At 57.6% G+C, this 19,271-nt stretch carries 18 protein-coding genes; 9 read left to right on the top strand and 9 right to left on the bottom strand.

What is annotated here, in order from left to right:
• Positions 1–91 precede the first annotated feature (91 nt).
• Both KW849_RS04575 and KW849_RS04570 read right to left on the bottom strand, forming a co-directional pair.
• On the bottom strand, positions 92–880 hold the full coding sequence (locus tag KW849_RS04575) for an SDR family oxidoreductase (RefSeq protein ID WP_218428724.1): 789 nt from the start codon (positions 878–880) through the stop codon (positions 92–94).
• An 80-nt stretch (positions 881–960) separates the two neighbouring features.
• Positions 961–2,055: an alkene reductase gene (locus KW849_RS04570; RefSeq protein ID WP_218428078.1), complete on the bottom strand. Its 1,095-nt coding sequence runs from the start codon at positions 2,053–2,055 to the stop codon at positions 961–963.
• 220 nt (positions 2,056–2,275) lie between these two features.
• On the opposite strand from KW849_RS04570, the gene KW849_RS04565 reads away from it, so the two are divergent.
• Positions 2,276–2,854, top strand: coding sequence for a TetR/AcrR family transcriptional regulator (locus tag KW849_RS04565; RefSeq protein WP_218428076.1), 579 nt, complete (start codon positions 2,276–2,278; stop codon positions 2,852–2,854).
• Between the two features lie 34 nt (positions 2,855–2,888).
• Here the strand turns inward: KW849_RS04565 and KW849_RS04560 are convergent, their stop codons facing one another.
• Genes KW849_RS04560 through KW849_RS04550 form a run of 3 tightly spaced genes read right to left on the bottom strand, consistent with a single transcriptional unit; the run spans position 2,889 to position 5,268 of the window.
• The gene (locus KW849_RS04560; RefSeq protein ID WP_218428074.1) at positions 2,889–3,785 is read right to left on the bottom strand and encodes an alpha/beta hydrolase; all 897 of its coding nucleotides are present in this window, start codon (positions 3,783–3,785) and stop codon (positions 2,889–2,891) included.
• Positions 3,786–3,798: 13 nt separating this feature from the next.
• On the bottom strand, positions 3,799–4,800 hold the full coding sequence (locus KW849_RS04555) for an NADP-dependent oxidoreductase (RefSeq protein ID WP_218428072.1): 1,002 nt from the start codon (positions 4,798–4,800) through the stop codon (positions 3,799–3,801).
• Between the two features lie 9 nt (positions 4,801–4,809).
• Positions 4,810–5,268, bottom strand: a complete 459-nt coding sequence (locus KW849_RS04550) for a DUF2147 domain-containing protein (protein ID WP_218428070.1) — start codon at positions 5,266–5,268, stop codon at positions 4,810–4,812.
• 84 nt (positions 5,269–5,352) lie between these two features.
• On the opposite strand from KW849_RS04550, the gene KW849_RS04545 reads away from it, so the two are divergent.
• Positions 5,353–6,036, top strand: a complete 684-nt coding sequence (locus KW849_RS04545; RefSeq protein WP_218428068.1) for a TetR/AcrR family transcriptional regulator — start codon at positions 5,353–5,355, stop codon at positions 6,034–6,036.
• A 49-nt stretch (positions 6,037–6,085) separates the two neighbouring features.
• Here the strand turns inward: KW849_RS04545 and KW849_RS04540 are convergent, their stop codons facing one another.
• The 4 genes from KW849_RS04540 to KW849_RS04525 are packed head-to-tail and all read right to left on the bottom strand — an operon-like array spanning position 6,086 to position 11,142.
• Positions 6,086–7,684: a GMC oxidoreductase gene (locus tag KW849_RS04540; protein WP_218428066.1), complete on the bottom strand. Its 1,599-nt coding sequence runs from the start codon at positions 7,682–7,684 to the stop codon at positions 6,086–6,088.
• Positions 7,685–7,744: 60 nt separating this feature from the next.
• Positions 7,745–9,205, bottom strand: coding sequence for a class I adenylate-forming enzyme family protein (locus KW849_RS04535; RefSeq protein WP_218428064.1), 1,461 nt, complete (start codon positions 9,203–9,205; stop codon positions 7,745–7,747).
• 39 nt (positions 9,206–9,244) lie between these two features.
• Positions 9,245–10,162 (bottom strand): alpha/beta hydrolase, encoded by a 918-nt coding sequence (locus KW849_RS04530; protein ID WP_256357075.1) that lies wholly within the window; start codon positions 10,160–10,162, stop codon positions 9,245–9,247.
• Positions 10,163–10,167: 5 nt separating this feature from the next.
• Positions 10,168–11,142 (bottom strand): enoyl-CoA hydratase/isomerase family protein, encoded by a 975-nt coding sequence (locus tag KW849_RS04525; RefSeq protein WP_256357074.1) that lies wholly within the window; start codon positions 11,140–11,142, stop codon positions 10,168–10,170.
• Positions 11,143–11,338: 196 nt separating this feature from the next.
• On the opposite strand from KW849_RS04525, the gene KW849_RS04520 reads away from it, so the two are divergent.
• From KW849_RS04520 to KW849_RS04490, 7 genes are all read left to right on the top strand, one after another.
• Positions 11,339–12,187 (top strand): SDR family oxidoreductase, encoded by an 849-nt coding sequence (locus tag KW849_RS04520; protein WP_218428058.1) that lies wholly within the window; start codon positions 11,339–11,341, stop codon positions 12,185–12,187.
• A gap of 223 nt (positions 12,188–12,410) precedes the next feature.
• Complete coding sequence (locus KW849_RS04515; protein ID WP_046043291.1) at positions 12,411–13,070, top strand: winged helix-turn-helix transcriptional regulator; 660 nt, start codon at positions 12,411–12,413, stop codon at positions 13,068–13,070.
• Positions 13,071–13,415: 345 nt separating this feature from the next.
• Positions 13,416–14,786 (top strand): outer membrane protein transport protein, encoded by a 1,371-nt coding sequence (locus KW849_RS04510; protein WP_218428054.1) that lies wholly within the window; start codon positions 13,416–13,418, stop codon positions 14,784–14,786.
• Between the two features lie 198 nt (positions 14,787–14,984).
• On the top strand, positions 14,985–16,628 hold the full coding sequence (locus KW849_RS04505) for a GMC oxidoreductase (protein ID WP_218428052.1): 1,644 nt from the start codon (positions 14,985–14,987) through the stop codon (positions 16,626–16,628).
• A 24-nt stretch (positions 16,629–16,652) separates the two neighbouring features.
• Positions 16,653–17,918 (top strand): NADH:flavin oxidoreductase/NADH oxidase family protein, encoded by a 1,266-nt coding sequence (locus tag KW849_RS04500; protein WP_218428050.1) that lies wholly within the window; start codon positions 16,653–16,655, stop codon positions 17,916–17,918.
• A gap of 52 nt (positions 17,919–17,970) precedes the next feature.
• Entirely contained in the window at positions 17,971–18,852 is an 882-nt protein-coding gene (locus KW849_RS04495) for an alpha/beta fold hydrolase (RefSeq protein WP_218428048.1), read from the top strand.
• Positions 18,839–19,237, top strand: a complete 399-nt coding sequence (locus KW849_RS04490) for a helicase (protein WP_218428046.1) — start codon at positions 18,839–18,841, stop codon at positions 19,235–19,237. The genes KW849_RS04495 and KW849_RS04490 overlap by 14 nt, the downstream gene beginning before the upstream one ends.
• Positions 19,238–19,271: the final 34 nt, after the last annotated feature.

Below are 19,271 nucleotides of genomic sequence, written 5' to 3'. Positions count from 1 at the left end.
TATGGACCGGGAGTCCTGAGATGGGGAGGTCCCGGTCTGCTTTATGTCGATTGAAAGTGATGACGCCCCTGCCTCTACGTCGTCGCAATACTTACGCGGGCGTGCGATACCGCTCTGCTACATGCGCTTGTCGAATGTCCGAAATCAGCGCTTGTCGCGCGGCGTCCAGGGCAGTCCAGCGACTGGCGTCATGCAGTGGCGGGATGGTCACCAGCTCACGCCGATCGAAGCCCACCAGCGCGGCATCCACCAGTTCACCCACCTCCATCAGTTCCGGCAGCGCATTGACATCGATGCCCGCCCGCCCCCAAATCTCCGTGCGGGTACCGGCAGGAAGCACGGCCTGGACATAGACGCCTTTGGGCGCAAGTTCCAGGCTCAGTCCCTGGGATAGAAACAACACAAAGGCCTTGGTGGCGCCATAGACCGACATGCCGAACTCCGGCGCCAAGCCAACCACTGAGCCGATATTGACGATCGCGCCTTCACCGGCCTTTGCAAGCCGAGGGGCGATTGCGCTGGCGAGTCGCACCAACGAGGTTGTATTGAGCGCGACGAGTCGAGCGACATCGTCGGTCGCCTGCTCGATGAAGCTGCCAGACTGGGCTGCCCCGGCGTTGTTAATGAGGATGCCGATGCGCGAATCATCGCGCAGGCGCGTCTCGACGACGGCCAGGTCGCCGGACTGGGTGAGATCGGCCTTAAGGATATCGACTGCGACGCTGTGTTCCTCGCGCAGGCGAGCCGCCAGTGTCTCCAGCCTGCCTTTGTCGCGGGCAACCAGCACCAGATCGTGGCCGCGACGTGCGAAGCGCTCGGCATAGGTGGCGCCGATGCCGGAGGAAGCGCCGGTAATCAGGACTGCGGGATGGGTAGTCATATGGGTAGTCATATAGTTGCTCTCTTGATCAGGTGAACCCATGTCGGGCATGCAACGTATAAATCGACACCGCGCCAGTGTTACAGGGCATTGGCGTCAGCGAGGGCCGGATAGTCGATGTATCCCACAGCACCACCACCGAAAAGCGTGGTCGGATCGAACGACGCCAACGGCGCTGCGGTTTTCAGACGTTCCACCAGATCAGGGTTGGCAATGAATGGGCGCCCGAATGCGAAGAGGTCTGCCTTGCCTTCGGTGAGCCGGGAGGTAGCGAGATCCAGGTCATACCCGTTGTTGGCGATGTAGGTGTTCCTGAATCGCCGGCGCAGGGAATCGAAGTCGAACGGTGCGACCTCGCGCGGCCCGCCGGTCGCGCCCTCGACGACATGCAGATAGACGATGCCCAAGGCGTCGAGTTGATCGACGATGTAGTCGAACTGCCCCTGCGGATCGCTGCTCGAGACACCATTGGTGGGCGAAACCGGCGAGATACGAATGCCGGTGCGCTCGGCGCCGATCTCGGCCACCACTGCTGCCGTCACCTCCAGCAGCAGCCGCGCGCGATTTTCGATCGACCCGCCGTAGGCATCGGTGCGTACGTTGGCACCGTCCTTGACGAACTGGTCCAGCAGATAGCCATTGGCGCCATGGATTTCAACGCCATCGAAGCCTGCGGCAATAGCGTTTGCCGCGGCCTGGCGGAAATCGTTGACGATCCCGGGCAGTTCGTCGAGCGCCAGCGCCCGAGGCTCGGAAACATCGACAAAGCTGTTGTTGACGAACGTCTTGGTTGCGGCCCGAATGGCCGAGGGCGCCACCGGAGCGGCGCCGTTCTCCTGCAGATCAACATGCGAAACTCGTCCGACGTGCCACAACTGCAGGAAAATTTTCCCGTTCTTCCCATGGACGGCATCGGTGATCTCATGCCAAGCGTCGATCTGCGCTTGCGAGTAGATGCCGGGCGTATCCTGGTAGCCCTGCCCCTGCTGCGAAATCTGTGTGGCCTCGGAAATCTGCAGGCCGGCCGACGCCCGCTGGCTGTAATACGTTGCAGCGAACTCGCTTGGAACGAAGCCCGCGCCGGCGCGGTTGCGCGTCAGCGGCGCCAGGACCACCCGGTTGGAGAGCGTCAGGGAGCCGAGGGTGTAGGGCTCAAATAAAGTTTTTTCGGTCATGCCTTGTTTCTCCCACGTTGACTGATGGTCGTTGTTGCGAGTGTGCATTGCCATGCGATCGGCGCTTTCAGGTGGGCGGCGCTCATGGCCTGAGCCCTTCCAAAGTTGGCGAGCCATTATGATGATGATCATAATCTTAATCGTCAATGACTTTGATGATGATTGACATCAATGTATATTGAGCGCCTGACAGTCAGCAGATTCAAAGAGGCATGTGGGTATGAGAGTCACCAAAGCGCAGGCACAGGCGAATCGGGCGCACATCGTCGAGACAGCCTCCACCCTGTTTCGTGAACGCGGCTATGACGGTGTGGGGGTGGCGGAACTGATGGCCGCTGCCGGGTTCACCCATGGCGGGTTCTACAAGCACTTTCGCTCCAAAGCCGATTTGATGGCTGAAGCAGCGGCGAACGGGCTTTCGCAGAGCCTGGTCAATAGCGCAGGCCTCGACGTCACCGAGTTCGTCAATATCTACCTGTCACGGGCTCACCGTGATGGCCGCAACGCTGGCTGCACGATGGCGGCCCTCTGCGGGGACGCTGCGCGTCAATCAGAGGAGATCAAGGCAACGTTTGCCGACGGGGTCGAAAGCTTGCTGGCAGCCCTTGAGCCTGGGGACTCGCTGGGCGACGTGGATCCGCACACAGTGCGAGCACAGATGATCGACATGCTTGCCCATGTGATCGGCGCAGTCGTGTTGTCGCGGGCTTGTCCGGATGATTCCCCACTGGCGGATGAGATTCTGGAGGTCTGCCGCGAAAAAACTCTCGCGACACTGTCACCGTCGCAGTCCACGTAGGTCGGCGTGCTCATGGAACGGATCCATTCGCAGGTCAGCAAGACCTCGAGGGATGACTTGCCAAAAATGCGGCGATTCGCTCGATGACCTCGCCCGGCCGGGAATCAGCAAAAAAATGCCCGCCCACTATCGCAGAGGCCTCCATCACCGTGCAGCGACTTACCCAGGAGGCGGGTAAATCATAGTGCTTGGCCATCGCCCCCGAGGCGCCATAGAGAATCAGCGCGGGCGCGGTGATACGTCGTCCGGAGTCTGACAAATCGTCCTCCAGATCCACAGTGAGCGTGGCACGATAGTCGTTGCAAAACCCGGCGATCGTCGCCGGATCACGCCAGGCTTTCCGATACGCCGCCAGTTGGTCAGCATCGAAATCTTTCAGCCCCGCGGCGCCCCAGCCGAAAAGGCAGCTTTCGAAAAAGAAATCGGGATCTGCCTCAATCATGCGCTCCGGGAAGGGTGCGGGCTGAGACAGGAAAAACCAGTGCCAGTAACTGCGGGCTACGTCCTTGCGCAGATCTGTCAGCATCACAGCCGTAGGGACGATGTCCATTAGCGTGACGCTCGCCACCTTGTCTGGGTAATCCAGCGTCATCCGGTATGCAGTGCGCGCACCACGGTCGTGTCCGACAAGATGGAACCGTTCATGCCCGAGCACACGCATCAGTTCGACCTGATCCGCAGCCATGGCGCGAAATCCATAGTTCGACAGATCCGGTTGAGCCGGTGGCTTGGCCGATGCGCCATACCCGCGCAAATCAGCACAGACAACCCGATAGCCACGCGCGACCAGCCCAGGTGCGATACGCGCCCAGAGTGCCATGGTCTGCGGAAAACCATGGAGCATCAGTATGGGTTCGCCTGTACCCGCTGCAACACTGGCAATTTCTACATCACCTACGGTAATTCGGTGCGTTTCGAAGTTATCGAACATGAACGTCGTCTCGTTACTTTACCTTGACGATGACCTTGCCTTTTGCCCGGCCGGTTTCAACATAAGCCAAGGCCTCCGGGGTCGATTCGAAAGGAAAAACCCGGTCCACCACCGGGCGTATGACCCGGGAATCGATGAGCGCGGTAATCTTGCGCAATTGCTCACCGCTGGCTCTCATATAAAGAAATGAATAGCTGACACCACGACGCTTGGCTTTTTTCCTGATCCCATAACTCAACAGACGCATGACCAGTTTCAGGAACCCGGACAATCCAGCGCTTTTCGCAAAGTCCACATCCGGCGGTCCAGAGATTGAGATGAGCTTTCCACCCGGCTTCAGGATGCGTAACGATTTTTCGAGAGTCTCTGTGCCGAGGCTGTTCAAGACCACATCGTAGTCGTGCAGGATCTTTTCGAAATCGTCTTTGCGGTAATCGATCACGATATCCGCACCGAGACGCTTCACCCATTCGACATTCGCCGTGCTGGTGGTCGTCGCGACGGTCGCACCCAGGTGTTTGGCCAACTGAATGGCCAGTGTTCCCACGCCACCGGAGCCCGCATGGATAAGTACCTTTTGGCCTTTCTTCAGGTTCGCTTTTTCAACCAGCGCCTGCCACGCGGTCAAACCAACCAGAGGGATCGAAGCGGCTTCCTCCATGGTGAGATCTTTCGGCTTGATCGCCAGCGAACGTTGATCGATCGCAATGAATTCGGCGAATGCACCGATTCGATTGTCATCGGGCCGTGCATAGACCTCATCACCCGCCTTGAATTGCTGCACGCCTGAGCCGACCCGTACGACAACCCCAGCCAAATCATTCCCCAGAACAAGCGGCATGCGATAAGGCAAAATCATTTTGAACTCACCGTCTCTGATTTTTAAATCCAGGGGGTTTACACCCGCCGCATGGATCTGGACTAAAACATCATCCTTGCCCAATTCAGGTTCTGGTATTTCGGTCGCCCGTAACGCAGCCTTTTTTCCGTAGCGATCGATAATGAATGCTTTCATCGTGCTTCCTTATTCCTGGCGTACCCAGGTTTGTGAGCGCCCTAATACCGGCACGCCAATGTAGCCGCGTACGCTGAGCTTTTTGCCGTTGTCGGTCAGGTGGACTTTACTGCTATAGACCTTGCCGTTATCCGGATCGAGGATTTGGCCACCGGTGTACTCTTCGCCATCCTTTCGCAATCCGGTCAGAATGGTCAGGCCTACAATCGGCATATTCTTGTTCACGCCTTCACATTTCTCGCACCTCGGATTCTGATCTTCCTTGAGAGTGGGAAACGCTTTTTCGATAATGCCCTTCAGAGTCCCATTGGATTCGGTGATGCGAATCAACGCCCTCGGCTTGCCACTGACATCGTCAATGTTTTGCCACAGGCCAACCGGCGAATTGTCGTCTGCCCACAGCGCCGATGACATGACTGCTGCTGCCAGGGTGAGTCCGAAGACACCTGCTTTATTCAAAGTGCGCATTGCCTGAATCCTCATGATCGAGCGGTTACAGATCTATAACACTGTTATTTGATAAACATAACGCCGTTATGGCAGTATTGCAACATGACCACTGATAACTCTCTCCCTAATGCCCCCACCCGCCTCGTCGAGGCCACCATCCGTGTGCTTGCGACCAGCGGCCCGTCCGAAGTCAAGGCCCGTTCGGTAGCGAGCGAAGCCGGCCTGTCGACCATGGGGGTTTACACACACTTCGGCGGAGTGCCGGAACTTCTACAAGCGGTTGCTGACGAGGGATTCAAGCGCTTGGCCGCTGTCTTCAAGTGTGTGCCCATCACGGAGGATCCCATAGCCGACTTATGCGCGATGCTCCTGGCTTGCCGAGACCTTGCACGAAGCAATCCCCATCTGTACGACTTGATGTTCGGTCTTTCGATTGACGGCAGATATAGCCCCTCGCGAGGTACCATGACATCGATTGCAAATGGGCAATCGGAAGCCTTCAAGGCGACATACGCGATTCTGATCGACGCGTGCGCTCGCCTGGTCGATGCCAAATGCGTTCGTAAAATCGATCCTGCTCTCATCGCGCCACAGCTGTGGAGTGCCGCGCATGGGTTCATCATGCTCGAACTCGCTGGCCACTTCTCAGGCATGGAAAATCCTGCTGCGCAGATCCTGGTAGCGACGTGTAACAACATTGTTGTCGGCTTGGGAGCGAAGCGCGAAAAAGTGGAATCTTCCACTGCTGGCGTGATTGCCGGGCAGGCAACTGCGCCAGAGTCTTGAAAAACCGCGCAGCCATGCGGTCACGCGGTCACTCGGTGCGAACAGTATTTCAGTTCAAGTACACAGGAGCCTGTGGAATCTGCGCCATGGCGTACTCGGCGAGTGCCGTGATGGTCAGCGCAGGATTAACCCCGGGATTTGCAGGCATCGCAGCGCCGTCACACACCAACATGTTCTGGTAACCAAAAACGTGCAGGTTCTGATCAATCACGCCGCTTTGCGCATCGGCGCCGATCACGGCGCCTCCCAGCACATGGGCTGTTGTCGGAATGTTGCCCAGCGCTTCCAGTACGTTGCTCTGGGCAATACCGCCGGTGTGCCTGGCCAGCCACTGAGCGGCCTGATTACCCATCTCGATGTACGTCGGATTTGGCTTTTTGCGGTTCTGCTCGGTGACGAGGCGATAGCCACGGCCCAGCCAACGCTTCCTGGGACGCAGTGCAATCGCATTGTCCAATGTCTGCATCACCAGCAGCATCACCATGTGTCGGCTCCAGCCCCTTGGCCACATTGACTTGAGCCATCGCACCGGGTGCAGCACGATATTCCCCAGCCACTTCAACGGCCGCGTCACGCGGTTACCCTTCCCGACCAACAGCGTGCAAAGCAAGCTCAGGAAGTCCGCGTTGCGACCATAGGTGAGAAATTCGATGTGGGTATCCTGATCGACGTGCACACTGCTGCTGGCGGTGACATCGTTCCAGGTTTTGCGGTCCTCGGGCAGGCGCACGTTCAGAACCGATTCGCTGTTGGTGCGCACCAGTTCACCAAGGCGATCGCTGACCCGGGGCAACGAGCCGCCGTGCTTGCAGTTGGCCAATAATTCGTTGGTACCGAGGGCCCCGCCGGCGAAGATCACTCCGCGAGCGGTATACGTCTGACGATCACGGAAGAACCAGGCGCCGGGACGCTGGGTGGTCACACGATAGCCTTCACTGCCGTCGGCGGCCCCGAGCGGGCTCACATCAACGACCTCACGCTCTGCCAATATCTGCACGCCGCGTTTCTCTGCGAACCACAGGTAGTTTTTCACCAGCGAGTTCACGGCACCGACGCGGCATCCCACCATACAGGCGCCGCAACGTATACACCCGGTACGGTCAGGCCCTTCCCCACCGAAATAGGGGTCCTTGACGGTTTTGCCCGGTTCGCCAAAGAACACTCCGGTGGGTGCTCGAGTGAATGTGTCTTCGGTTGCGAAGTGTTGCGCCATCTCCCGGGCCAGTTGCTGGTTCGTCGAGTCGAATGGCACCGTCTTTACCCCAAGCATGCGCTCGGCCGTATCGTAGTGAGGCTGCAATAGCCTGTCCCAGTGACCGAGCTCGCGCCACTGCGCGTTTTCGAAGAACGCTGGCTTGGCGCGGTACAACACACCGCCATACACGGTGCTGCCGCCACCGACACCCGACTGGCTGGGAAAAAAGACATGACGAAACAGCGACACGCGCATGATGCCCTTCAAACCCAATGCGGGTGCCCACAGATATTTGTTGAACTGCCAGGCCGACTTGGGAAGGTCTTCGTCGCGATAGCGACGGCCGCGCTCGAGTACCCCGACGCGATAGCCTTTCTCCACAAGGCGCAGCGCCGAGACGCTGCCGCCAAATCCCGATCCGATCACCAGCCAGTCGAAGTCTGCGTTTTTCATGATGTGTCCCCTTCTACGTGCCGGTTGCTTTGCGCCTAAAGTCCATCAGGTAACGACCTGTCAATCGACACATTCGGTCCACATCTTGCGCAGCCTCAGCTTGTCGACCTTGCCCACGGCATTCTTTGGCAGGCTGTCGATGATGTTGATCGTGGAAGGTCTTTTATAACGCGTCAGCCGGTCAGTGCAGTGCTCATTCAAGCCCTCCTGGGTACCGGCGATTCCCGTACGAAGCGCGACGTAGGCAATCACAATTTCGCCGAAGGTCTCGTGAGGCACACCGATCACTGCTGCTTCAAGAACCCCCGGAAATTCGCACAACACATCCTCGATCTCCTTCGGATAGATGTTCTCGCCGCCGCGAATGATCATCTCTTTAAGGCGCCCGACGATGGCCAGATATCCGTCTTCGTCGATCCGGCCAATGTCGCCAGTGTGCAGCCAGCCATCGACGATGGTCTTCGCTGTTTCCTCGGGCTTCCCAAGGTAACCGCGCATGACGTTAGGACCTTGAACCAGCACCTCGCCAGTGGCGCCCTGCGGTAAATGCACACCGCTCGGGTCGGCGATTGCAATGCGTTGCCCGATGAAGGGCAGCCCGACCGTACCGGCCTTGCGTAGGCCGTCGAAGGGGTTGATGGTCGAAGCGCACGTGCCTTCGGACAGGCCATATCCCTCAAGCAGCGGAAAACCGAAGCGAGCTTCAAATTTTTCCAGTAGTTGCGCCGATGCAGGCGCCGCGCCGCAGATGCCATACCGAAGACTGGAGGTATAAGGTTTTACCTCGCGAGGTAACGCGTTGAGCATTGCGTAGATGGTTGGCACTGCAGAGAAGTACGTGGGTCGAAGCCACTCGACATCCTCAAAAAACGTGTCGACATTGAAACGCTTGCGAATCGAAACCCGACCACCGCTTGATAGCGGGACGAGCGTGCTCACCACAATGCCGTTTACGTGAAAGAGTGGAAGTATCAATAAACAGTGGTCTGCTGCCGTGACCTTGAGTGAGTTTCGTCCCATTTGCGACATGGCTTCGATATTGGCGTGATCGAGCATCACGCCCTTCGGCAGGCCGGTAGTGCCACTGGTGTAGATCAACAGAGCCAGTGCGCCAGGCTCTTCAAAAGGTACTCCGGTGTAGGACGCCCCCGTTTCCAGAGTGGCGACAGGCACAGACTGCAGATTCGGGACTAGGACTTCGCCGCTGGCGTTGATGAGCAGCTTCGCCCCTGAATCAACCAGTTGATGGGTGGCTTCCTTGCTGGTAAGCCCAGGATTGATCGGCGTGACCGCCGCCCCCAAACGCCAGGCGGCGAACATCGCCACCACAAACTCCACCTGGTTGGGCAACATGATCGCAACGACGTCTCCAACGCCCACCCCCCTGTCCGCGAATACTCCCGCTGCCGCGAGGACTCTGGAATGGAACTGCCGGTTAGTCAGGTTGCTGCTGTCGTCAGCGATGCACAGACCATCAGGCTCTGTCGTCGCGCGCAAATCTGAAAGTGTGGAAAAACACATTATTGTTGTTCTCTCTGAAAAGTGACGAAAACGCTTGAATCAGTTGGCTGAAGAGCCGAGTAGATGTTTCGTCAGAAATTGAGTCTGATCCTTCACCAGCTCTTCGAACGCGTCGCCCATGTAGAACTCGAAATGCCCCGCCGCGTAGAGTCTGGTTTCTCCATGCGGCGCCTTGCGCACCAAGGCGATCGTCTGTTCCGGTGGCGTGACGGTGTCAGTGGTGCTGACGCAAAACAGGATGGGGAGCTTCACCTTGGAGGCCGAGCGTCCGGGCCGATAAACCATGATTTCCGGGAGCACCCGTGCGGCGACGTGATTGACGAACACCATGCCCTTCGGCACCAAGGCCAGATAACCCGGCAGCGCGTCATGCGCATTCATCAAGGCGGGCTGACCGGGAGCGGCAGCGATTGGCACCATCACGGGCGGGCGACCCAGTAGCCTGGCTGCAAAATCACGCAGGAGCACCGGCATTACCTGCAGCGATCCCTTCACACCCAGTGCGGCAGTTGAAGCCAGGCCATCGGTGAAAGGGCACTGACTGATGGCGGCCAGTAACTCGGGATGCCGGCTGGCCACGGTAATCGCATGCCCTCCCCCAAACGAGCTTCCCCATACGGCAGCCCGGCGCCCATCGACCTCCGCGCAGCCTTTGACGAAGTCCAGCGCTGCATCCCAGTCAGCCAGTTGCCGCTTCACAGACATCAACTGCCTGGGTCGACCACCGCTGTCTCCGAAATAACGGTAGGTGAAGGCCAATGTAGCGATTCCCGCAGCGGCGAATCGTTCGCAAAAGGCATCGAGGCGCATCTCGCGAACCGCACCCAGTCCGTGTCCGAGCACTACGATCGGCGGTTTCTCCACGCCAACCGGCAGGTAGAGCCAGGCCGAACAGTAGGTTTCGCCCGAGTCAAACTGAACGTCCTGGCGAGTGAACTGATAGGTAAGCGGTGACATTTGATTCATTTCCTCCCTCCCCCGTTTTGCAGGGGCAAAGAGCCTTGCTCAAGGGTTTGCTCGAAAATGGCCGGGTTGTAGAACGGCACGTTGCCGTCCCGATCGGTGCGCTCAAGGTATTCGACCATCAGCGATTGCGCCGTCTCGGTCGGCGAGATCCTGATGAATTCGGTACGCTCCCTATGCAGCCCCTCGTCGAGGGTGGCTGACCCGCCGAAGTACACGGCTCGCTTGACGGCCTCAATCGCCCCTTTGGGTCGGGAACCCAGATACCCGGCCAGCTCGATGGCTCGATCAAGCAGCGCATCTGGAGCAACCACTTCGTCGATGTATCCTATTTCGAGCGCCTTCTGTGGCGACACCGGCCGACCTTCAAGCATCAGCATCAGCGCGCGATGGGCGCCGACCAGTCGTGGTAATCGCTGAGTGCCTCCGCCACCAGGAAGGATTCCAAGCAGCACCTCAGGCTGCCCGATGAAGAAATCGCCATCCGCCATCAGGCGGACGTCACACGCTAGCGCGAGCTCGCTGCCTAGTCCCAGCGCAGATCCATTCAGCGCGGCGACGAAAATGACGCCACTGCGGTTCATCCGTAAAAAAGTGTCGTGCAGCTTGTCCAGTTGCATCCCGCCATCCAACGGTGTCAGGGACGCAGCTGCCGCCAATGGCGCGATACCGCGAACGGTCTTGGCGGTTCGAGCGATCGCCGAGGCCATACTGCGCCCGACCGACGGGATACTCTTTCCACCTTCCTGCAGCCAACGAACGTCTGCATGACCGATGAAACGCTCAGGATGAGTTCCGGTGAGCACAACTGCTTTTACCGCGGTATCGGACTCCAGCTTGTCCAATAGCGCCGCAAGCTCATTGGCCATGTCCAACCCCATCAGCCCGTGTGGACCTCCATCCAGCCGCGCAATCAACACAGAGCCACGGGACTCCATATCAAGGTACTCGGGAGGTGCATGCATCTTCGTCATCTCTTGGATCCTCCGGTGACAAACGTAGAGAGCAAGCGCTCCCATCAGTATTTCCACCTCCTGACCAGTCATCGGATCAGTCGGAGAGGCGGATAACACTGTTATTGCAAAACATAACACCGTTATATTACTCTCGCAATATGCACTGACCTGTACACAAAACCTGAATGCTCAGCTCCTGAAGGGAACCTCTGAAATGAAACCGCACATCTCTGTGGTAAAGAGCAATCAAACAGCCAGAAACCCGACTCAATCCCCTCTTCCTGAATGGAGACCCGCCATCTTCGTCACAGGCGCGGCTTCGGGAATCGGTCGCGCCTGCGCTGAGTTGTTTGCACGGCGCGGTTGGTTCGTGGGGCTATACGACATCGATTCAGAGGGTGTCGCTGCGGTTGCCGCGACCCTGGGAGAGGGCAACGCCGTCTGCGGTGCGCTCGATGTGAGCGATCCCGAAGCATGGAGGCAAGCGCTTGTGGATTTCTGGGCACACAGCGGCCAGCGGCTTGACGTGTTGCTCAATAACGCGGGGATTCTCGCTGCCGGGCAATTTGAAGCCGTACCGTTGACCAGACACCAGGCAATGCTTGACGTGAACGTTCAGGGAATGATCACCGGCTGTCACAGCGCCTTCCGGTACCTGCGAGGTACGCCCTGCTCTCATGTCATCAATATGGCCTCCGCCACCGCCATCTACGGCCAGCCCGAACTTGCAACCTACTCGGCGAGCAAGTTCGCCGTGCGCGGATTCACCGAAGGACTCGACCTCGAATGGGGAAAGTTCGGCATTCGCGTGAGCGATATCTGGCCGAGCTTCGTAAAGACTGCAATGGCTGATGACTACGGCCGTATCCCCAGCGCCAGATCGCTGGGCATCCGGCTCACCTCGCACGACGTCGCATCGACCGTGTGGGCTTGCGCGACGTCGAAACGACGAATCCACAAGACCCACTGGACAGTCGGCATGCAAGCCGGATTCCTGTCGTTCGCTACACGTCTCGCGCCTGCGGCTCTCACCCGCTGGGTCGTCCAGCGCATTACGCGATAACGGACAGGTTTACGGCACAGCTATACGTTTTATATAGCATTACAACTAACCGGACGGTATAGTGAAATCAACAAGAATGACTCAACCTGTTCAGTGAGCGATACATGAACGCGACCGTGAGATCAGCCGTCCAAGGGACTGGAACAACGCCCAATGCCTTCGACTTGAGGCAGCAGTGGCTTTTCACTGTATTTCAACTGAGCGGAATTTTGTACAATGCGCCATGACAAACAAAACCTACGGTCAACTCTGCCCCTTAGCCCGGTCGCTCGACGTACTCGGAGATCGCTGGACGCTGCTCTTGATTCGCGAACTCCTGTTAGGTCCGAAGCGTTTCAAGGATCTGCTCGCGATCCTGCCTGCAATGGGTACAAACCGGCTGTCCGAACGCCTGGCCATGCTGGTGCAGAACGGCGTCATTCAACAAGTCACCCTGCACACACCTTCCGCCACGCCCGCTTACGAGCTGACGGACTTGGGCGAGCAACTACGCAAGCCGGTGATCGCGCTGGGATTCTGGGGGCTGAGCCTGCCGATCGACGAACGCATCGATCCGTCCAGTGCTCGTGCGGAGCTCATAGCCCTGTGCCTGACAGGCTCGAACGATTCGGCAGCGAGCGCCGGTTTGCAGGAGTTGTACGAGTTCCAGGTGGGGGCGGAAGTCTTCCATATTCGAGTCAACGACGGGAACCTGTTGGCACGCTCCGGGCCGAGCGAAGAGCCCATCGACGTCAAAATACAATGCGACATGGAAACCTTCATTGCGTTAGTCCTGCGCCAGATCACGCCAACTCGCGCACTTCGCGAAGGTCATGCAAAGCTGTTGCAAGGGGATCGACCCGCCTTCACACGAGTGTGCAAAGTACTCGAATACAAGCCCTAGGACTGCAGGTCCTCTCCCTTTCCCCTTCTCTCGCTTCATGCGAGTCGAGGGGAACAGCCGCCATTACCTCTTACCTGCGCCCTGCCCGCATCCTTGTAACCGCACGCGGCTCAGTCTGGCCCCAACTTGCAACCCCCAAATATATAAATACGGCGATCGCCTGAGCACGTGATATTCCAGAGAGGGCTCTGCAACTAAAAAACAACTACATATCTGCAAGACCTAATTAACACTCTCCTACTCCAGCCCAGCCGGGACTGTTGATGTATACGGCCGCCCACGATTTCTATTCATCCCGACAACAACAACAACAACAACAACAACAACAACAATAGGTACCGCCAGATGAACCATGAATATCTTTCTGCGCTTCGCCCTTCCCAGAAATCAGTACTGCGTTTGAAACGTCATCTTGAGACAGGGTCCACCCCGATACTAAAGTCAAGCAAAGCGTTGTTCATATTCACTCTGTCATTGGCTATCTGTGGGCAGGCAACTTTATCTTCGGCCAATGGTTTATCCATTAACGAGCAAAGCGTCAGCAGCGCCGGAACAGCTTATGCCGGGCGCTCGTCCGCGGCCCTGGATGCGAGTACTGTCTATGGAAATCCGGCCGGCCTGAGCAAGCTAAAGCGCAGGGAAGTGAGCGGAGGGTTCGCCTTGTTCAAGGTCAATAGCGATATTAAAAACGCTCATGGCGATGCGCCAGGCACCAACAAAGGAGATTCCGTACCCCTGACGACAATCCCTTTTGGCTATTTATCCATACCGATTGACGAACGCTTCACTTTCGGCTTGGGCATGTACGCGCTCTATGGTCTAGTGAACGATTACGAAAGTTCGTTCCAGGGACGCTACCATGGCTCCTATAGCAAGGTTCAAGTCAAAACCCTGAACTCCGCCGTTGCTTATCGCATCAATGATCATGTCTCTGTCGGAGGCGGGCTGACATTGAACCGTATCGAAAACAATATGCAAACCTATTTGGCCACAGGGCAGCTCAATGGGGGCACCGACACGAAGATCACTATCAAGGGTAACGATAACGCCGTTGGCTATAATTTCGGCCTGATGGTCGACCTGAACGACTCCACCACGTGGGGCGTCACCTATCATTCAAAACTTGATTTTCATGTCAACGGCCATACGCAGGTGAGCAACTCGCCAAGTGCTTTCGGTCTCGATGGCAAATACAGCAATAAAATAGACATCACGTTGCCAGAGTCGCTGGACACATCGTTTACCCATCACTTTGACGACCGCTGGACTGGCTACCTGGGCGCAACCTGGACCCGATGGAGCCGCGTTCAGAGGATCGAAGCCGTTAATAGTGGTGTACCGCCGCTGGGCCAGCAACTGGGTTTTAGCAGCTTCGGAGATGACTTTAAATTACATGACACCTGGTCGATGGCCGTTGGGGCCTCTTACCAGCTTTCCCCGCAATGGCTGTTGCGCAGCGGCTTCGCCTACGATCCATCACCTGCCCGCAATGCCGATCGAAACGTCCGACTCCCCGTAGGCAACCGAAAAGCCGTGACGTTGGGCATAGGTTTCTCTCCCGACACCGACCTGACCATCGATTTGGCTTATGGCTATCTATGGGAATCGACCACCTCTGTCAGCCAGGCAAATACAACCGGCGTACAGCCCAGCTACAGCGCAAAATACGACAACAGCGCGCACATTATAGGTACACAGATAACCTACCGTTTCTGACTGGCCCCCTCCTGCGTCTACGTCTGCAGCTCTATTATACTATACCAATCGTATAGCATTAAAAATATACGAATGGTATAGTCACAATGACAGAGTCACTCCTGCCACCAGTGTCCGCAGCACCCTTACAAAAACAAGGAGACACCGCATGACCCGTGCTTTCACGCCTGATCGCAGTGCTTGCCTGAGCAGCACGCAATGAATCCATCTTTCGATTTCGACTACGTCGTGATTGGCTCCGGATTCGGTGGCAGCGTTTCCGCCTTCCGGCTGACAGAAAAGGGCTACCGCGTTGGGGTAATGGAGATGGGCCGACGCTGGACGGCCGAGGACTTTCCAGAATCCAACTGGGACGCGCGGCGCTGGATGTGGCGACCCGGGCTGAAGATGTTCGGCTTCTACAACATGCGCCTGTTCCGTCACGTGATGATCGTCAGCGGCAACGCTGTCGGTGGAGGATCCATCACCTATGCCAACGCCTTGCTGACACCGCGCGGTAGCGTATGGAATGAGGGTTCCTGGGCCGGCCTGGCGGACTGGAAACGGATCATGCCGCAGTACTACGCCACGGCGGAAAAGATGCTGGGCGTGACAGAGAGCAAGATCATGGGCGAGGCTGATCTACGCCTCAGGAAAATGGCGGATTTGCAAGGTGTGGGCCACACGTTTCACCTCCCACGCGTTGGTACCTTCTTTGCTCCCGATGGTGAAGAAGGCGGCCAGACCTACCCGGATCCCTACTTCAATGGTGAAGGCCCGGCGCGCGGAACCTGCACCGGTTGCGGTGGCTGCATGATGGGTTGCAAGCACAACGCCAAGAACACACTCGACAAGAATTACCTTTATCTCGCAGAAAAGCGTGGCGCCCAGGTTTTTGCCGAGACCAAGGTGGTGGGCGTGCGACCGCTCAACGGCAAAGAAGACGGCAGTGACGGCTATGAAGTCTTCACTGAATGCTCGACCGCCTGGTTCGCCAAACAGCGCCGCAGTTTTCGCTGCCGAGGCGTGATCTTTGCCGCCTCGTCGTTGGGCACCATGGAATTGTTGTTCCGGCTCAAGCAAAACGGCTCATTGCCGCGCATCAGCGACGACCTCGGAAAACGCGTGCGCACCAATGCCGAATCCCTTATCGGCATACGCTTTCCGGCAGCGGACAAGAGCATGTCGCCGGGACTGGCAGGGGGCGGCAGCATCTATCTTGATGAGCACACCCATATCGGAGTCGTGCGCTACCCGGAAGGCTCGGATGCGATAGGCCTGATGATGACCTTGCTATGCGGCGGGCGCCCGGGGTGGACGCGAATATTGACCTGGCTATGGACGCTGCTCAAACATCCGCTGCAAGCATTGCTCGTGCACAACCCTATCGGTTTCGCCCGTCAGACCATGTTACTGCTGGTGATGCAGACAGCGGACGCGTCTCTCGACATGCGGCTCAAGCGTCGCTGGTTTTGGCCGTTCGCGAAACAGCTCGCCAGCGAAGGCGGCCCCATCCCCACCTTCATTCCGGAGGCGAATGCCTTTGCTGAAAAGGGTGCAAAGGCGCTCGGTGGCATACCTACCACTTTTCTCTCCGAGATTTTATTCAACATCCCGACCACGGCGCATTGCATGGGCGGCTGTGCGATGGCGGACTCACCGGAGCGCGGCGTGATGGACGTACAGAACCGGGTCTTCGGCTATCAGAACCTGCTGGTTTGTGACGGCTCGATGCTCAGCGCCAATCTCGGGGTTAATCCAAGCCTGACGATTACCGCGCTGACCGAGCATGCCATGTCGTACATCCCAGTGAAAAACAAGCGGATATCGAACGCCATTCCGCTGCACACCCTTCAATCTTGAATCAGACCTTATAGAGAACTCACCATGACCGCCTCCTCGCCTGAAGAAAATCTGCTGAGCCAGCCCTTGCAACTCCCGAACGGCAGCGCTTTTCGCAATCGCCTCGCCAAGGCATCCATGAGCGAAACGCTGGGCACCTACAACAATCATCCGACGTTGAAACTGGTCGAGTTGTACCGGCGCTGGTCCGCCTCGGGCATTGGTTTGCTCATCACCGGAAATGTGATGATCGACCGGCGTGCGCTCGGTGAACCAGGCAACGTGGTGATCGAGGATGAAGCGGACCTGCCTGTGTTACGCCAGTGGGCTCGTGCGGCAACCGGGCAGGGAGCGGCGATCTGGGTGCAGCTCAATCACCCCGGAAAACAGTCGACCAAAGGCTTGAATGCCAGCAACCTCGCGCCGTCGGCCGTGCCCTTTCGCGAGGACATGGCCGCACTGTTCGAGACTCCACGCGAAGCCACCACGGCCGAGATCGAAGACATCATCCGGCGCTTTGGACGCAGCGCGGCCATCTGCAAGGAGGCCGGCTTCAGCGGCGTGCAAATCCATGGCGCGCACGGTTATCTGATCAACCAGTTCCTCTCGCCACACCACAATCGGCGTACGGATGAATGGGGTGGCAGCCCGGAAAAACGTCGACGTTTCGTGTTGGCTGTTTACGCCGAGATTCGCCGCCAGGTCGGTGCCGAATTTCCCGTCGGCATCAAGCTCAACTCAGCAGATTTCCAGCGCGGAGGCTTCACCGAAGAGGAATCGATGGCGACGATTCATGCACTTGCCGAAGCAGGCATCGACCTGATTGAGATTTCGGGGGGCACCTACGAGGCTCCAGCCATGAGCGGCGGGCTCCAGGAGACGAAAAAAGCATCCACCGTAGCGCGTGAGGCTTACTTTCTTGAGTTTGCTGAAAAGGTGCGCGCCTCGATCAAGGTGCCTTTGATGGTCACTGGCGGTTTTCGCAGTGCCGCCGCCATGAACGCTGCGCTGCGTTCTGGAGCGCTCGATGTCATTGGCCTCGCGCGGTTATTGGCCATTGATCCCGAGGCACCGGCGGCCCTGCTGCAAGGGCAAGACAGTTCGCAACGTGTACGGCCGATCACCACAGGCATCAAGCAAATCGATCAGATGGGCGTCATGGAAATCTTCTGGTACACGCTGCAGCTCAAACGAATCGCCAATGGTGGTGATCCGCGTCCCAACGAAAGTGGGCTGTGGGCATTTTCAAAATCAGTGATGAAAAGCGGCTGGGGCACGTTCCGTACGCGGCGCATGCGCGCACGGGCCTGAGCCCGAGGTTAGCTCGCATCGATCACCACAATAGCCACTCTGGAAGACGCCAATGACCGACACCCATTTCACCGCCCCCACTCGCTTCGTGGAAGTCGACGGGGATAAATTTGCCTATCGCCGCTGGGGCAACAATACGACAGGCCAGCCCCCCCTGTTCTTCCTTCAACATTTTCGCGGCGGCATGGACCATTGGGATCCACTCATGACGGATGGCCTGGCTGCGGGGCGCGAGGTCATCCTCTACAACGGTCGCGGGATTGCCTCCTCATCCGGAAAACCGCGGACACGGATCGAACATATGGCCGACGATGCGGCTGCGGTGATCCGCGCGCTAGGCGTGTCCAAGGTCGATGTTCTAGGTTTCTCACTCGGTGGTTTTCAAGCCCAGGACCTGACACGACGCCATCCCGACCTCGTGCGCAAGCTCATGCTGCTCGGCACCGGACCTCGTGGCGGTAATCCGGATTCAGACCCTGGAGTGCTGGAAGCTGCACCGCGCCCCGTTCCGACCCTGGAAGACTTTCTGTTTCTGTTCTTCGGTCGATCCCCGGCGGCACAGCAGGCCGGACGTGATTTCTGGGAGCGCCGTCATCAGCGTGTCGACCAGGACCCACCCAGCTCTCCTGAAGTGATACAGGCCCAGATCGAAGCGAATATGTACTATTTGCCAAAGCTGGACCCGAACGATCCTTTCAAACATCTGCGCGAGATCAAACAGCCGACGTTCATTCTCAATGGCATGAATGACGTTATGGTTCCAACGGTCAATTCCTGGTACATGGCTCAGAACATCCCGAACGCCCAGCTGTTCCTGTACCCGGATGCCGGCCACGGTGCTCAATTCCAATGCCCTGAGCGTTTTCTCAAACACGCCATTCAATTCCTCAACGAGTCCCCCCTTGCGGAGCAAGCTCACCATGCTGAAGTTTAAATTTTTGTTATGGGCTTTGACCAAGCTGTTACAGCGAGCGATCAAAAAAAGCCCCGGCTGCGCAAAGTACGTTAGAGGCAAGGAGCTGGTCTTTCAAATTCGAACGGAGGGTGGAGTGGGTCGCTACTTCACCATCAAAAACGGCAAGATAAAATCCTCCGCCGGCTTAACTCAAAAGCCAGCATTCACCCTGACGTTTGAAGATGCAGAAAAGGGTTTCGCCATCTTGTCTGCAAAAGACAGTAAGGATGCATTCCTGACAGGCTTGCGTACAGAAGACTTGAGCATCAGTGGTAATTTCGTGGAGGTGATGTGGTTCCAGGGATTGACTGAATACCTACAGCCCCCAAAAGAAACATCACACCTCAATCTTTCGACGCGCTAGGACTTTGACCTGTCGGATGGACATTCTCTGGCAG

The sequence above is a fragment of the Pseudomonas sp. PDM26 genome (assembly GCF_019219185.1).
Classification (GTDB): domain Bacteria; phylum Pseudomonadota; class Gammaproteobacteria; order Pseudomonadales; family Pseudomonadaceae; genus Aquipseudomonas.
The sequence above is the reverse complement of the archived record's forward strand: the minus strand, read 5'-3'. Positions and strand labels throughout refer to the sequence as shown.

What these genes read in the sequence shown, in the direction of transcription:
- KW849_RS04495 (WP_218428048.1), top strand. Translation starts at nt 17,971, where the DNA reads ATGACCGACACCCATTTCACCGCCCCCACTCGCTTCGTGGAAGTCGAC.
- KW849_RS04510 (WP_218428054.1), top strand. Translation starts at nt 13,416, where the DNA reads ATGAACCATGAATATCTTTCTGCGCTTCGCCCTTCCCAGAAATCAGTA.
- KW849_RS04490 (WP_218428046.1), top strand. Translation starts at nt 18,839, where the DNA reads ATGCTGAAGTTTAAATTTTTGTTATGGGCTTTGACCAAGCTGTTACAG.
- KW849_RS04550 (WP_218428070.1), bottom strand. Translation starts at nt 5,268, where the DNA reads ATGCGCACTTTGAATAAAGCAGGTGTCTTCGGACTCACCCTGGCAGCA.
- KW849_RS04505 (WP_218428052.1), top strand. Translation starts at nt 14,985, where the DNA reads ATGAATCCATCTTTCGATTTCGACTACGTCGTGATTGGCTCCGGATTC.
- KW849_RS04565 (WP_218428076.1), top strand. Translation starts at nt 2,276, where the DNA reads ATGAGAGTCACCAAAGCGCAGGCACAGGCGAATCGGGCGCACATCGTC.
- KW849_RS04545 (WP_218428068.1), top strand. Translation starts at nt 5,353, where the DNA reads ATGACCACTGATAACTCTCTCCCTAATGCCCCCACCCGCCTCGTCGAG.
- KW849_RS04540 (WP_218428066.1), bottom strand. Translation starts at nt 7,684, where the DNA reads ATGAAAAACGCAGACTTCGACTGGCTGGTGATCGGATCGGGATTTGGC.
- KW849_RS04555 (WP_218428072.1), bottom strand. Translation starts at nt 4,800, where the DNA reads ATGAAAGCATTCATTATCGATCGCTACGGAAAAAAGGCTGCGTTACGG.
- KW849_RS04575 (WP_218428724.1), bottom strand. Translation starts at nt 880, where the DNA reads ATGACTACCCATCCCGCAGTCCTGATTACCGGCGCTTCCTCCGGCATC.
- KW849_RS04560 (WP_218428074.1), bottom strand. Translation starts at nt 3,785, where the DNA reads ATGTTCGATAACTTCGAAACGCACCGAATTACCGTAGGTGATGTAGAA.
- KW849_RS04515 (WP_046043291.1), top strand. Translation starts at nt 12,411, where the DNA reads ATGACAAACAAAACCTACGGTCAACTCTGCCCCTTAGCCCGGTCGCTC.
- KW849_RS04530 (WP_256357075.1), bottom strand. Translation starts at nt 10,162, where the DNA reads ATGTCACCGCTTACCTATCAGTTCACTCGCCAGGACGTTCAGTTTGAC.
- KW849_RS04525 (WP_256357074.1), bottom strand. Translation starts at nt 11,142, where the DNA reads ATGACGAAGATGCATGCACCTCCCGAGTACCTTGATATGGAGTCCCGT.
- KW849_RS04570 (WP_218428078.1), bottom strand. Translation starts at nt 2,055, where the DNA reads ATGACCGAAAAAACTTTATTTGAGCCCTACACCCTCGGCTCCCTGACG.
- KW849_RS04500 (WP_218428050.1), top strand. Translation starts at nt 16,653, where the DNA reads ATGACCGCCTCCTCGCCTGAAGAAAATCTGCTGAGCCAGCCCTTGCAA.
- KW849_RS04535 (WP_218428064.1), bottom strand. Translation starts at nt 9,205, where the DNA reads ATGTGTTTTTCCACACTTTCAGATTTGCGCGCGACGACAGAGCCTGAT.
- KW849_RS04520 (WP_218428058.1), top strand. Translation starts at nt 11,339, where the DNA reads ATGAAACCGCACATCTCTGTGGTAAAGAGCAATCAAACAGCCAGAAAC.